This window comes from Lysobacter fragariae (assembly GCF_054779775.1).
Genome location: NZ_BAAGXP010000002.1, coordinates 356,497 through 369,262, shown reverse-complemented (window position 1 = coordinate 369,262; position 12,766 = coordinate 356,497). Strand labels below are relative to the sequence as shown.

Genomic DNA, 12,766 nt, shown 5'->3' with positions numbered 1-12,766 from the left:
CCGGGCCGTCGGGAAGGAATCATGTCCGTGATCTTCGGGTCTTCAGCTTCCTCGCACCGCCTTACGTTGGCCTCGGCCACCCTGCCACGACGGGTCCGGCGCGCGCTGGAGCGACTCTACGCACTGGCCTCCGACGAGATGGCGCGTGCGCTGGAACGCATGCTGATCGAGTTCGAACAGCAGCTGTTCCGCCAGGCCGACCAAGCCCCGAGTCCGGGCCAGCAGCAGGCCCACTTCGAAACCCTGCGCATGGTGCGGCAGAACCGCGCCGACCTGATTCCGCAGTTCCTCAGCGGCATGGAATCGGCGCTGGCCAGCATCCGACTGGTGGCGCCGGTCGAGGAAAAGCCCACCGGCCACCTGCATTTCGGCGAACTGCGCCTGGTCGAAGACCATGAAGTCGACGAAGGCAGCGTGCTGCGCGCGGTGGCCTCGCGCCACGAAGCGCGTTCCAGCCTGCCGCTGCACCTGCTTGGCCAGCGCTTCGGCGTGATGGCCGGTACGCCCGCCTTCGAGGCCGACAAGCTGCCCGTAGGTCCGCAGCAGCTCGGCCTGATCCTGGCCCAGGCCAGCCAGGTCCTGCAGATCGACCTGGCGCCGCGACTGGACCTGTTCCGCTGCTTCGACCACTACGCGCTGAACGGCTACATGCAGCTGGTCGAGGCGATGAACGCCACGCTGGCGCGCGAGAACATCCTGCCCAACCTGGCCTACGTCCCGATCCGCATCCGCCCGACGGTGCAGTCCGAACTCACCGGCGAAGCCGTGCGCCTGCGCCGCGAACACGTTCGCGGCCAGCTGGAGGACATCGCCGGCGCCACCGCGCAGCCCGCGACGATGCCGACCGGCGCGCGTCCGCACACCGCGTGGTTCGGCGGTGACGAAGTCGCCGACAGCGACGCCGAGGCGCAGACCTTCGCCATGCTGCAGCAGATGCTGGCCTCGCGCCGCGACCTGCTGGGCAAGCTGAAGCCCGGGAAGGGCGGCGGCCACAAGTCGAACCTCAGCACCGACGACGTGATGCAGGGCCTGTCTCGGCTGCAGTCGAAGTCCAAGGAACCCGGCGAGTCCAGCGCGGGCGCACCGCGCAGCGTGCACGACGTGCGCCAGGCCCTACTGGCACAGGCGCGGCAGGTGCGCGGGGAAGCCGCGGCGCTGTCGCGCGAGGACAACGACGCCTTTGAACTGCTGTCGATCCTGCTCAACGAGATCCAGCGCGAAGTGCGCAAGGACGCCCCCAGCCACCGCCTGATGCACCAGTTGGTGGTGCCGTTGCTGCGACTGGTGCTGAAGGACCGCGGTTTCTTCGTGCGCCACCAGCATCCGGCGCGGCAACTGCTCAACGCCGTCGCCGAATCCGGCGCTTCCTGGCTGCCCGAAGACGAAGCCGACCCGCAGCTCAACGAAAACCTGCGCAGCGCCGTGGACGACGTCGTCACCCATTACCAGGGCGATGCCAGCGTCTTCGATGCCGCCAACCAGCGCGTGCAGCAGCACCTGCAGACGATGGCGCGTCGCGCCGAAGTGGCCGAGCGCCGCCATGTCGATGCCGCGCGCGGCAAGGAGAAGCTGGAACTCGCCAAGTCCCGCGCCGCCGAGATCATCGAAGGTGCATCGCGCGACCACAAGCTGCCGCGCTTCGTGCAGACGCTGCTGGTCAACACCTGGGCCGACGTGCTGACCCTGATGCTGCTGCGTCACGGCGAGGAGTCCGATGAATGGGTCCGGGAACTGGCCGCGACGCACGCGATCATCGCGGCGACCTCGCTCACCGACACCCGGCCGGCACCGCCCGGACTGGCGGAGCAGATCGAGCACGCCCTGGGCCTGGTCGGTTACCACGCCCAGGAAGCCAGCGAGATCGCCAGGCGCCTGACCGCCAACATCGACGATGACGTGGACGATCCGGCCTCGCGCACCGAGCTGACCATGCGCCTGAAGGCCCGCGGCCGCCTGGGCCAGGATGCCACCGGCGAGAAACCCGACCTGCCGCCGCGCACCGAGCCGGAGCAGCTGGCTTATGAGGAACTCAAGCACCTGCCGTTCGGTACCTGGTTCGAATTTCTCACCAACCAACAGGGCGATGCGATACGCCGCCGCCTGTCGTGGTACAGCCCGCTCACCGACCACGCGCTGTTCGTCAACCAGCGCGGCCAGCGCGTGGGCGAGCAGTCGCTGGACAGCCTGGCGCGCATGCTGGCGCATGGACAGCTGCGCGTGGTCACCGTCGAGCAGAGCAGCCTGGTGGATCGCGCCTGGCACAGCGCGCTCGGGGTGCTGCGCAACTTCATCCACCACGGCGAACACGCAACCGGGGAGTCGTACGAATGAAGGAATTCCGACGCAGCCGACGGCGCCAGGTAGCCGAGACCGTCCACATCATCGACAGCATGACCGAGGTCGTGATCGGCAACCTGGGCAACCTGTCGGAGACCGGCATGCTGGTAATGGCCAGCGCGCCACTCGTGCCCGATGCGCTCTACCAGCTGCGCTTCAGCCTGCCCGATGGCCCGACTGGCCGAGGCAAGCCCTCGATCGAAGTCGGTGCGCAACTGCTGTGGAATGACCAGGCCAGCGCCGCGGGCCAGGCATGGGCGGGCTTTCGTTTCATCAGCATGAGCGATGACCAGATGATGGAGCTGCGCAGCTGGATCGACGCTCCCGGCAGTCGCTACGCATGAAGTGCCAACGGCGCAGTCGTGCCGATGGGAGGCAGGATCGCGACCAGCATGTTGGCATTCCGCTCCCGGCAAATACGGCAAAGCGCGGCATCGGCGACTGACCAATTGCACACGGCGCCTTGCGCCGGCCGAACGTAGAATGCGCCCACCCTCCCCTGGTGAGCGCGCATGAACCCCGCCATTCCCGCCCGCATCGCTGCGCTGTATCCGCAGCACCTGGACGTCCTGCACGAACGCACCGCGCAAGCCCTCGCGCGCGGCGGCTTCGACCACCTGGTCGTTCCCAGCGGCACCCTGCACTACCAGCTCTTCGACGATCGCGACTATCCGTACGCGACCAATCCGCAGTTCAAGCACTGGGCACCGCTGACGCGCAATCCCGGCAGCTGGCTGGTGGCCACGCCGGGTCGCCGGCCGAAGCTCATCTACCTGCAGCCGTTCGACTACTGGCACGTCGTGCCGGAAGCCCCGTCGGGCTACTGGGCCGAGCACTTCGACATCGTCGTCATCCGCAAGCCCGATGAAGCGCTGCAGCACCTCCCTAGCGATCCGGCGCGCTGCGCGATCCTGGGCGAGGCGTTGAGCACGGTGGGCGACTTCGCCCCGAACAATCCGCCAGCGGTGATCGCCTACCTGGAATACCACCGCGCGTTCAAGACGCCGTACGAAATCGAGATGATGCGCGAGGCCTCGCGGATTGGCGTGCGCGCGCACCGCGCCGCTGAGCGCGCATTCCGCGCCGGCACGAGCGAGTTCGGCATCCACCTGGTGTATTGCCAGGCAGCGCGGCAGGACGCCAACGACCTGCCGTACAGCAACATCATCGCCCTCAACGAACACGCCGCGGTGCTGCACAACTTCGAACGCGACCGGTTGCCGCCGAAGGATTTCCGCAGCTTCCTGATCGATGCCGGCGCGAGCTTCCACGGCTACGCCAGCGACATCACCCGCACCTACGCGAGCGACACGTCAGGCGACTTCCAGGCGCTGATCAATGCGATGGACGCCGCGCAACGGACGATGTGCGCGCAGGTCCGCGCCGGTTTCGACTACAAGCAGCTGCACCTCGATGCCCACATGGCCATCGCGACCATCCTGCGCGACTTCGACCTGATCAACGTCGCGCCGGAAGTCGCGGTGGAGACTGGCGTGAGCAGCGCGTTCTTCCCGCACGGCATCGGCCACGGCATCGGCCTGCAGGTGCATGAAGTCGCCGGCTTCGCGCAGAGCGACAGCGGCGGCACCATCGCCAAGCCGGTCGGCCATCCCTACCTGCGCCTGACCCGCGTGCTGGAGGCAGGCATGGTGGTGACCATCGAGCCGGGGTTGTATTTCATCGACATGCTGCTGGACGAGCTCAAGGACAAGGGCCTGGGTCCAAGCGTGAACTGGGACCGCGTCGAAGCCTTCAAGCCCTACGGCGGCATCCGCATCGAAGACGATGTGGTGTGCACCGACGGCGATCCGATCAACCTGACCCGCGAGCAGTTCGGCGACTGAGATCGCGGGCTCGAGCGATGCCAGATTAGAAGCCTGAAAAACACCGACACCTCAATCGTCGATCAGATTTGCCATGGCCGGACCGTGAACTCCGGCCTCCACTTCCAACTCCGGGGACCCACATGAAGATCGCCAAGTACGCCTTGCTTGCCCTGCTCGCCTGTCACGGTGCGAGCGCCGCCGAACAAACCGCTGCCCGCGGCGCAGACGCCGCCGTCAGTGATGCCTCGCTGCGCGAACTCATCGAGGTTTCGCAATCGCGCAAGATCCTGGACAGCTCGATGGCCCAGGTCGATGCGATGATGCAGCAGTCGATGCAACAGGCGACGCAGGGCCAGGAACTCACGCCGAAGCAGCAGGAGATCCTGTCGAAGATGCAGGGCAAGGTCATCGCGCTGCTCAAGTCGGAGATGACGTGGGAGTCGATGGAGCCGATCTTCCTCGACGTCTACCGCAAGACGTTCACCCAGGGCGAAGTCGACGGCATGCTGTCCTTCTATCGCTCGCCCGCCGGACAGGCCGTGATCGCGAAGATGCCGCAGGTGATGCAGCACACCATGCAGGCGATGCAGGGACGCATGGGCCAGATGATGCCGAAGCTGCAAGCACTGCAGGAGGAGACCTTCGCCGAACTTCGCGCGAGCGAAGGCAAGTCCGGCGAAACCGGCTCCGGCAAGGCCAGTTCCGGCGAAGGCAAGGCGACGGAAGCGACGCCGGTGACCGGCGCGAAGTAAGCGCGGCGACACTCGCGGTGAACGAACGGCCGCCACGCGCGGCCGTCTCGTTTTCAGCGATCCCGGAAGGTCTGGCAACCTGGAATTGTCATCCCGGGACGTGGTGAGGAATCTGCGGACACCACGATCAGGACTTCCCGCCCCGCTCGAAATTCCAGCTTCTTGACGTTCCCGAGGAGGACTGAACAAGTCTTGCCCTGTCATTCCGAGCGCAGCGAGGGATCTGGTTTTCGCGCCGGACAGCAGGTCCCTCGCTGCGCTCGGGACGACATCTCAAACAAGACCTGGTCAACAGGCCCTGATTCAATCCAGCGTGCGCCGGAGCTTACCCAACTACGGCAGTTCGTCGTCCGCGGACACAACAGGCGGCACATCAACGCGTCCTGCATCGGCAACATCCGCACGCTCGCTTTCACCGTGCGTACTTTCAACCTGATCGTCCTGCCGCACGGCGCGCTCCACGCGCTCCTGCTCAAGCTGCTGCAGGTACTCGTCCAGCGTCTGGCCCAGGGCCGCGGCTTCCTTCGTCGCTACGTCCACCATCGCCGGCGACTGGGTGAGGTGCACGACTACGCCGGACTGCGCCTGCAGGGCAACGACATGGCGCAACATCGCCATCGTCATCGCCGCGCTGGGCGTGCGTGCAACCACCTGGCCGCCGAGCACCATCAACCACTGGCCATCGCGCCAGCCGGCGCCGCCTATGGCATTGCCTTGCGCATCGGTGAGTTGCGCGTGCGGCTGCAGCGGTGCGCCCAGGCGCCGGATCGGACGCTTGGGTTCCTTCTTCTTTCGCGCATCGCGCTTGGCTTTTGAGTTACGGGACATGGCGGGTCGGCTTCGTGTCGCACGCGAGTGCGGAGGTTGGCATTGCGCTTGGTGTCAGGGTGCAGGCATCGCGGCGGCTGGAGCGTCTTCCTGCGTCCATTCGTGCGCGTGGTTGCCATTGGCCAGGCGCATGCGTTCGCGCTTGGTCTTTTCCTGCCCGCCCAGTTTCACCGTTCGCGTGGTTTCGAACATCTCGGTCACGCCGGTCGCTCGGCGGAACAGGGCGAAGCCGGTGTCGTGGATCACGACCTGGCCAGGCAGGCCCTTGCGCTGCGCCTGGCTGATCGGCACGCCGGCCAGCTTGCCGGCAATGTCCCATGCCACCTGCGCGCCCTTCGCCGGGTCGATCGAGCTGTTCCATTCCAGGAAGATGTCATCGGCGTCGTCTTTCGACGGATACAGTGTGAACTGCAGCTTCGCTGGCAGCTTGTCGCCGCCGAGCGGATTGTCGAGTGCGGTTTCGACTTCGTACCACTGCTCGGGTTCCAGCTCGACGCCGACGAAGGCGTTGTAAGTCTGGATGACGCGACCCACGGTAACCTCCACTACGGCCGGCGTGGTCAGCTGCGCCAGCGCGTCGTCCACGCGTTGCATCGCCTCGCTACGCGCGGACTCGCGCGCGGTGGCATCCGGGATCGCGGCGAGCTTGCGTTCCACGCCGCTGACGATCAGCGGACGCAGCGAATCACGCATGCGCGTCGCCAGCTCCGTGATGTTGTCGATCCCGACGTAGTTGCCGTCCCGGTCGAGCCGTGTCGCGATCGGGAAGCCCTGCAGCACCTTGCCGGCGGCCTCGAGCGTCGCGGCCTTCGCCGGATCGCCTTCGATGATCTCCCACTTCGAGCCGTTGACCGTCCATTCCTGCACGAATCCCTCGCCCTTGTCGGCGGTGACATGCAGCGTGGTGGTGTCGGTGTGGCGCGTCTGTTCGCGCACGCCGTTCTTCACCTGCGTCTCCAGACCTTCGGACTGGTAGGTGAGGTCCGGCGTTGCGGCCCACGGATTGGGCCAGCGGATGGCCTGGGCGGCGGGCGCGGCCTGCAGTGGCAACGCGAACAGCGTGGCCGCGGCGAGGGAGGTTCTGATCGTGGATCGCATGGGCAGTTGCGGAAATGGCGAGATGGCTGCGGCGCGGTGGATTCGGCGCCCTGACGTCAGCGCGGGGTCAAACACGGTGGCTGCGGCGCGGCGCCGAGGATACGGCATCCCGCGCCGCAGCCGCAGCCGCAGCCGGTCAGTTGCCGCCGCGCAGGAAGTCCATCTTGCCCAGCGGTGCACCCGCACTGCGCAGGATCGCGTAGGCGGTGGTGGCGTGGAAGAACAGGTTCGGCAGCACGTAGTGCAGCAGGTAGCTCTGGCCGTCGAACTTCAGCTCCGCGGTGCGGGTGGCGAAGGCGATCTCTTTCGACTCGGTGCCATCGATCTGCTCCGGACGGAAGCTGGACAGATGTTCGATGCAGCGGTCCAGGCGGGCGTAGAGCTGCTCGAAGGTGGTTTCGTCGTCCGGGAACGGCAGCGGATCGACACCGGCCAGGCGCGCGCACCCGTTCTTCACCATGTCGGTGGCGATCTGCACCTGCTTTACCAGCGGCAGCATGTCCGGGATCAGTCGCGTCTGCAGCATCACCTCGTTGGAGACGCCCTTCTGCGTCGCGTGGGCCTCGCCCTGCTGGAGCACGTGGCGCAGGTTGCCGAGCACGCGCTGGAAGACGGGGACGCTGGCCTGGTACATGGAAAGTGTCATGGCTAATTCCTGGTGGAGGGAGGTGCGTCCCACTGGGGACCGTGAGCACATGGGGGCGCGGGCACGCCGCGCAAGCACCGCGGGTCGGCGATCCGCGGGATTCAGTGCCCCGCCGATCGGGATTGTTCCGCTGGCGCTGCCGTGCTGGCGACCAGTGGCGACTGCCCACGCTGCAATTGCCCGTCGTTCGGTTCCACGCCGTTGGTCCGCCCATGCGTTCGCCTCGGCCATGACGACAAAGTCGCGCCGCCGTGTTCAGTGCCACGGCGGCGCGAGTGTGTGCCTGCAAAGTGTTTCCACCGATCCCATCGCCATCGTGGAAATCGATGGCACGCGTGGTGCTGCCTTCGAAGCCGGCGTTGCGGCGACCGCGTCAGGCAGGAACGCGCCGGTCGTATTCGTCGCGGAGCCGGGCCCAGCCGTCCCAGAACGGTTCCGTCGTTTCGCCGCTGATGCGCGCGACCAGGATGTCCAGGTGCATGTGCCAGCCAGCGCCGATCTTCAGCAGCGTCGAGCGCTCGCGGATGGTGCGGTGGGTGACGGTAAGCAGCACGGCGTCGCCCTTGGGTTGCAGTTCGAACGAGACATCGCCCGTGCCGTTCCAGGTGAAGGCGATCCGGTGCGGCGGATCGAGTTCGGTGATGCGACTGGCCATGTGGTGCTCCGCGCCGAAACCTTCGGGGCGCTGGCCCGGCGGATCGGTGAGTTCGTCGTTGCGCCATGTCAGTTCGAAGGGCGCGTCGACGTGCATCGCCATGTCGCCCGCCGCGAGCCACTGTCGACGCAGGTTGCCGTCGGTGAGGTAGGCCCAGACGCGTTCGATCGGGCCGGGCAGCAGGCGCTCGACGCGCACGGTGTTGGATGCGTCGAGGGTGGCGTAACCGGTTTCAGGCAGGGCGATGTTCATGACTTCCTCCGTGGGGTGCGGGGCTTGCGGGCGGACTGGGCCGCGGGTCTGCTGGTGCGCTTGTTGCCAGGTGGGTTGGCGGCGTCCCCGGCCTTGAGCAGGGCTTCGAGGGCGTCGAGCTTCTGGTTCCAGAAACGTTCGTAGTGGCGGATCCACTCGGCGCCGTCATGCAGCGGACGCGCGTCGATCCGGCAGGTATGCACGCGACCCTGGATCTCGCGCTGGATCAGCCCGGCACGTTCGAGCACCTGGATGTGCTTGGAGGCGCCGGCAAGCGAGATGTCGAACGGCGCGGCGAGTTCGCTGACCGTGCGCGGCGCCTGGGCGAGGTCGTGCAGCATCGCGCGCCGGGTGGGGTCGGCGAGGGCCTGAAATACCGCGTCGAGGCGGCCGGAATATTTATCAACCATGAGGTTGAATATACAGCGACGCGGACGATTGTCAACTGTTTGGTGAAATGTTTTGGCCCGACCCGCAAGTGCCTTGGGAGGGCGGGCGGAGGGCGCTGGTCCTCGCGGCGTTGCACCGCGGCCCAAGGCCGACGCGATCAATGCAGATCCGTCGGGCGGCGGGTCAAGACCCGCCTTACGAGATCCATTGCGACCCGCATGGAGTGGGCTTCAACGCCAATGGCTACTTCCGACCAGAAGCGGACCGACCTGAAAGCTTCGACGGGCTCTACGTGGAGGCAAGAGCTCAGCGCCGGGGCGCGTGCTGCAATGGCCTGTAGAACTCGACGATCTGCGGAATGAACCTCTGCGGATTCGCTCCGGCGAGATTGGTCAACATGACGATGGCCAATCCATCATCCGGGTAGACGACGAATGCAGCGCGGGCACCGCCAATTCCCGCCACTTGCCGATCCGGGGCTGTAGATCGTCGCCGCGTTGGGAACAAGGTCGTAGCTGTCGCCGAACGTGGTCAAGGGCATGTTCACCGCGGCGAACTGATGGTCTGCCAGATACCGTTCGTAGGGCACCTTCGCCTGCTTGACGATGATCTGCGCCACCAAGCCGTAATTGGTCTGGTTGTAGGCAAACCTGTCGCCGATGGGCGCGTCCAATGGCAGCTCCTTGACTGCCTTCCAGGCATCCAGCTCGGTCCCTCCCCCGATCAGGCCGTGCTGGCCCACGATGTCGGGCAAGCCGGACGTATGCCCGAGCAGTTGGCGGATGCGTATCCCCCGCCAGGTGGCGGGCAGGTCGTCCAGGTAGCGGGAGACCGGGGCGTCGAGATCCACCAGCCCTGACTCGACCAGTTGCATCATGGCAACGCCCGTGAATGACTTGGTCGCGGAATTGATGGGGAACAGTGTCCTGCTCGTGACTGGTACGTGGTTCTCGACGTTGGCGAAGCCATAGCTTTCGGACAACACAACCCGGCCGTCCTTGATGACTGCAACCTGCAAGCCGGGTATCCGCTGCTGCTTCATGGTCTGCTGCACGAATTGCCTGGCCAGTCCGTTGGCCTCTTGCAACGTATTGGCGGCGAGCGCAAGACAAGGGAACGACATCAGCGCTGCGGCAATGATGGTGGTGAGGCGGTGTTTTCCAGACCGCATGCAACTTTTCCTGACAAACGCGCTGATGATGTGATCTCCAGAAAGCCTCTGGGTCGGGCGATCGCGCATCCGGCCCGCTCAGTGCGATGTGCCGAACGGCTCGAGGGTTTAAACCGATCATGGCCGTGTCCTGGCCTTGCCAGAGCGGGGCCGGCACGAGTGGCGATTGGCCGCTATGGGTCGGCATCCAACCACCGGTCGGTTAGCGGCCAATTGCAGTCACTGCCCGCTGCGACCGCGCACCCGCCTCAACCCTGCCCTGCATCAAGATGCGTCAGGTAGAGGCGCAGATCGAACTCCAACTGGTGGTAGTCGGGCTCCATGTGCGTGCATAGCTGGTAGAACGACTTGTTGTGCTCGGCTTCCTTCAGGTGCGCGAGTTCATGCACCACGATCATCTTCAGGAACCCGGCGGGCGCATCGCGGAACACGGAAGCAATGCGCACTTCGCGGCTGGCCTTGAGCTTGCCGCCATGCACCCGGGAAATGGCGGTGTGCGTGCCGAGCGCATGCTTCATCACCTGCAGCTTGCTGTCGTAGACCACCTTGCCCAGCGGCACCGATTTGCGCATGTGCTGCTCTTTGAGCGCCTGGACGTAGTCGTACAGCTGGCCGTCGTTGCGCACGGCGTGTGGCTCGCGGTACTTGTCGGCCAGCATCGTGCCCAGTCGGTCCTGCGCGATCATTTCGCGCACCCGCGCCTGGAGGTGTTGCGGGTAGCCGGCGAGGTACTTCAAAGGTTCCATGGCAGAAGCGGACGGGAGCGGCGGCAAGGACGGCGGGTATGATGGGCCCGATATCCCCAACATGAAACCGCGTCATGGCGAAGACGAATCCGCTCCAGGAACAGCTGCTCAAGGCGGGCCTCGTCAAGAAGTCCAAGGTGGCCGAGGTGGCGCGCGAGCAGAACAAGGCCCGACATGCCAAAGGCCCGTCCGGCCCCAGCGAAATCCAGCTGGAAGCCGAACGTGTACGCGCCGAAAAGGCCGAACGGGACCGCGCACTGGCCGCCGAACGCAAAGCCCAGGCCCGGGTCGCTGAACTTCGTGCGCAGGCACGGCAGATCATCGAAGACAAGAAAGTGCCGGCAGCCGGTGAGAGCGAGTACCGCTTCACCGCCGACGGCGCCATCCGCACCCTCCTCGTCAACGACGACCAGCGCAGGCAGCTGTCCGCCGGCGTGCTGGTGATCGTCCGCCTGGGCGAACGCTACGAGTTGTTGCCGCGCGCGGCTGGCGACAAGGTGCGCGAACGCGACGCCAGCATGGTCGTGCTCGATCATGGCAACGCGGGCGACGAGCAGCCTACCGCAACGTCAGAAGACGATGCGTACTACGCGCAGTTCCAGGTGCCTGACGACCTGGTCTGGTAATCGTGCGGGCCAGGCAACCCCCGGCACGAAACGTCCCTGATTGTCCCCTCGCGATGACGGGACCGCCCCCAGCCAGAAGCGGACACGCAGGGCGAAATTGCGCGAAGGCTTGATGCGCCGGAACCCACGGCTTCGGTTACCCGATGCGGCGCGATCGCCCTGCGCTCTATCGTCGGCTGTCTCCGCCTCCAGGTGCCGACCGCTGCAATTACCAGGAAGCTGCGTACGTCGCTCCATTCCCGCTTCTGTCGCCGCTGGCGGGCTGTTTGTCGCATTTCGCCTATCCCTGCATTCCCCAATACCCTAGCGTGGCCACCCAATCCGCCGCACGGATCAGCGCGTTGCATTGATCGCGGTCGCGGCAGACAACACGGGGGGGTGATCAATGTTTCAGCTTCGCTTGGCCGGGCGGGTTGGCCTGAGCCTGCTGCTCGCGGCAGCGGCCGTCGTCGGTAGCGTGCAGGCGTTCCGATTGCTGCTGTTGCCGGCACTTGTTTCGCTGTTCCACCCCGGGGAAGCGTTGACCAGCTTCCTGCGGCGCATCGGCATCTTCGCCTTCGTGCTGCTGGCCTACTGGGCCTACGTCCGCTTCCATGAGAAGCGAAAGGTCGACGAACTTCGTCCGACACTGCGCGGCATCGTCGTCGGGGGAGTGACTGGCGCCGGCCTGATCCTGCTCGCCGCACTGCTGCTGTTCGCACTGGGCGCCTACGAAGTCACCGCCTATCGCGGCCTGCAACACGGATTGCTCGGCGTCGCCGGCTTGATCGTGGTCGCGGCAATGCTCGAGGAAGTCGTCTACCGGGGCATCGTGTTTCGCATCCTGGAGAATGCCTGGGGCACCACCATCGCCCTGTGGCTGCAGGCGTTGCTGTTCGGACTAGGGCATCTGGAGAACATCGAGGGCCATGCGAACACTGCAGCACTGGTCACCACCGTCGTCTCGGTCACGCTACTGGGCGCCTTGTTGACCCTGGTGTTCGCGTACGCGCGCAATCTCTGGGTGGTGGCGGCAAACCATGCGGCCTGGAACTTCTCGATCATCCTGACCGGCATGCCGCTTTCCGGTCTCGGCGACTGGGTTTCCCTCGCGCCGATTGCCAGCCGATACCACGGGCCCGACTGGCTGACCGGCGGGGTATTTGGCCCGGAAGCTTCGCTGGTCACGATGGTGTTGGCCTGTGCCGTTGTTGCGATCTTGTGGGCCCTGGCGCGTTCCAGGAATCGCCTGGTGAAAGCGCAAACATCGCAGCAAGGGCCAAGCAAAGGCACGCAGGCAATTGACTGGGCTTGATTGCCTCCCATTGTTCGCCCTGTGTCCTTGCGACTCATTCTTCGAACAAATGAATCTGGCCCTTGATCCGCAACGCGAACGGCGCAACTGGGACAAATTGGCCTCTCAGCGGGCCGGAACACCACCCGTAGCCAATCTGTTACGT

At 65.7% G+C, this 12,766-nt stretch carries 13 protein-coding genes; 6 read left to right on the top strand and 7 right to left on the bottom strand.

Annotated elements, in window-relative coordinates:
• The first annotated feature begins 21 nt into the window (after positions 1-21).
• The 4 genes from ACYVD7_RS04285 (at position 22) to ACYVD7_RS04270 (ending at position 4,915) form a co-directional block, all read left to right on the top strand.
• A complete protein-coding gene (locus ACYVD7_RS04285) occupies positions 22-2,331 on the top strand; it encodes a DUF1631 family protein (RefSeq protein ID WP_460759484.1) in 2,310 nt (769 codons plus the stop codon).
• On the top strand, positions 2,328-2,681 hold the full coding sequence (locus ACYVD7_RS04280; protein WP_460759482.1) for a PilZ domain-containing protein: 354 nt from the start codon (positions 2,328-2,330) through the stop codon (positions 2,679-2,681). The genes ACYVD7_RS04285 and ACYVD7_RS04280 overlap by 4 nt, the downstream gene beginning before the upstream one ends.
• A gap of 168 nt (positions 2,682-2,849) precedes the next feature.
• On the top strand, positions 2,850-4,181 hold the full coding sequence (gene pepQ / locus ACYVD7_RS04275) for a Xaa-Pro dipeptidase (RefSeq protein WP_460759479.1): 1,332 nt from the start codon (positions 2,850-2,852) through the stop codon (positions 4,179-4,181).
• A 122-nt stretch (positions 4,182-4,303) separates the two neighbouring features.
• Entirely contained in the window at positions 4,304-4,915 is a 612-nt protein-coding gene (locus ACYVD7_RS04270) for a DUF2059 domain-containing protein (RefSeq protein ID WP_460759477.1), read from the top strand.
• A gap of 333 nt (positions 4,916-5,248) precedes the next feature.
• On the opposite strand, the gene ACYVD7_RS04265 is transcribed toward ACYVD7_RS04270, so the two are convergent.
• The 7 genes from ACYVD7_RS04265 to ACYVD7_RS04235 form a co-directional block, all read right to left on the bottom strand.
• Entirely contained in the window at positions 5,249-5,743 is a 495-nt protein-coding gene (locus ACYVD7_RS04265) for a hypothetical protein (protein WP_460759475.1), read from the bottom strand.
• 54 nt (positions 5,744-5,797) lie between these two features.
• Positions 5,798-6,841 (bottom strand): hypothetical protein, encoded by a 1,044-nt coding sequence (locus tag ACYVD7_RS04260; protein ID WP_460759472.1) that lies wholly within the window; start codon positions 6,839-6,841, stop codon positions 5,798-5,800.
• Between the two features lie 136 nt (positions 6,842-6,977).
• The gene (locus tag ACYVD7_RS04255; protein WP_460759470.1) at positions 6,978-7,487 is read right to left on the bottom strand and encodes a DUF1993 domain-containing protein; all 510 of its coding nucleotides are present in this window, start codon (positions 7,485-7,487) and stop codon (positions 6,978-6,980) included.
• A gap of 373 nt (positions 7,488-7,860) precedes the next feature.
• On the bottom strand, positions 7,861-8,394 hold the full coding sequence (locus ACYVD7_RS04250) for an SRPBCC family protein (RefSeq protein WP_460759467.1): 534 nt from the start codon (positions 8,392-8,394) through the stop codon (positions 7,861-7,863).
• On the bottom strand, positions 8,391-8,804 hold the full coding sequence (locus ACYVD7_RS04245; RefSeq protein WP_460759465.1) for an ArsR/SmtB family transcription factor: 414 nt from the start codon (positions 8,802-8,804) through the stop codon (positions 8,391-8,393). Before ACYVD7_RS04245 ends, ACYVD7_RS04250 begins: the two co-directional genes overlap by 4 nt.
• A 395-nt stretch (positions 8,805-9,199) precedes the next feature.
• The gene (locus tag ACYVD7_RS04240) at positions 9,200-9,955 is read right to left on the bottom strand and encodes a serine hydrolase domain-containing protein (RefSeq protein ID WP_460759463.1); all 756 of its coding nucleotides are present in this window, start codon (positions 9,953-9,955) and stop codon (positions 9,200-9,202) included.
• Positions 9,956-10,203: 248 nt separating this feature from the next.
• The gene (locus tag ACYVD7_RS04235; protein ID WP_460759460.1) at positions 10,204-10,701 is read right to left on the bottom strand and encodes a YgjP-like metallopeptidase domain-containing protein; all 498 of its coding nucleotides are present in this window, start codon (positions 10,699-10,701) and stop codon (positions 10,204-10,206) included.
• Positions 10,702-10,775: 74 nt separating this feature from the next.
• On the opposite strand from ACYVD7_RS04235, the gene ACYVD7_RS04230 reads away from it, so the two are divergent.
• Together ACYVD7_RS04230 and ACYVD7_RS04225 are read left to right on the top strand one after the other, a co-directional pair.
• Positions 10,776-11,327, top strand: coding sequence for a DUF2058 domain-containing protein (locus ACYVD7_RS04230; RefSeq protein WP_460759457.1), 552 nt, complete (start codon positions 10,776-10,778; stop codon positions 11,325-11,327).
• Between the two features lie 385 nt (positions 11,328-11,712).
• The gene (locus ACYVD7_RS04225; protein WP_460759454.1) at positions 11,713-12,621 is read left to right on the top strand and encodes a lysostaphin resistance A-like protein; all 909 of its coding nucleotides are present in this window, start codon (positions 11,713-11,715) and stop codon (positions 12,619-12,621) included.
• Positions 12,622-12,766: the final 145 nt, after the last annotated feature.

What these genes read in the sequence shown, in the direction of transcription:
- ACYVD7_RS04285 (WP_460759484.1), top strand. Translation starts at nt 22, where the DNA reads ATGTCCGTGATCTTCGGGTCTTCAGCTTCCTCGCACCGCCTTACGTTG.
- ACYVD7_RS04280 (WP_460759482.1), top strand. Translation starts at nt 2,328, where the DNA reads ATGAAGGAATTCCGACGCAGCCGACGGCGCCAGGTAGCCGAGACCGTC.
- pepQ (WP_460759479.1), top strand. Translation starts at nt 2,850, where the DNA reads ATGAACCCCGCCATTCCCGCCCGCATCGCTGCGCTGTATCCGCAGCAC.
- ACYVD7_RS04270 (WP_460759477.1), top strand. Translation starts at nt 4,304, where the DNA reads ATGAAGATCGCCAAGTACGCCTTGCTTGCCCTGCTCGCCTGTCACGGT.
- ACYVD7_RS04265 (WP_460759475.1), bottom strand. Translation starts at nt 5,743, where the DNA reads ATGTCCCGTAACTCAAAAGCCAAGCGCGATGCGCGAAAGAAGAAGGAA.
- ACYVD7_RS04260 (WP_460759472.1), bottom strand. Translation starts at nt 6,841, where the DNA reads ATGCGATCCACGATCAGAACCTCCCTCGCCGCGGCCACGCTGTTCGCG.
- ACYVD7_RS04255 (WP_460759470.1), bottom strand. Translation starts at nt 7,487, where the DNA reads ATGACACTTTCCATGTACCAGGCCAGCGTCCCCGTCTTCCAGCGCGTG.
- ACYVD7_RS04250 (WP_460759467.1), bottom strand. Translation starts at nt 8,394, where the DNA reads ATGAACATCGCCCTGCCTGAAACCGGTTACGCCACCCTCGACGCATCC.
- ACYVD7_RS04245 (WP_460759465.1), bottom strand. Translation starts at nt 8,804, where the DNA reads ATGGTTGATAAATATTCCGGCCGCCTCGACGCGGTATTTCAGGCCCTC.
- ACYVD7_RS04240 (WP_460759463.1), bottom strand. Translation starts at nt 9,955, where the DNA reads ATGCGGTCTGGAAAACACCGCCTCACCACCATCATTGCCGCAGCGCTG.
- ACYVD7_RS04235 (WP_460759460.1), bottom strand. Translation starts at nt 10,701, where the DNA reads ATGGAACCTTTGAAGTACCTCGCCGGCTACCCGCAACACCTCCAGGCG.
- ACYVD7_RS04230 (WP_460759457.1), top strand. Translation starts at nt 10,776, where the DNA reads ATGGCGAAGACGAATCCGCTCCAGGAACAGCTGCTCAAGGCGGGCCTC.
- ACYVD7_RS04225 (WP_460759454.1), top strand. Translation starts at nt 11,713, where the DNA reads ATGTTTCAGCTTCGCTTGGCCGGGCGGGTTGGCCTGAGCCTGCTGCTC.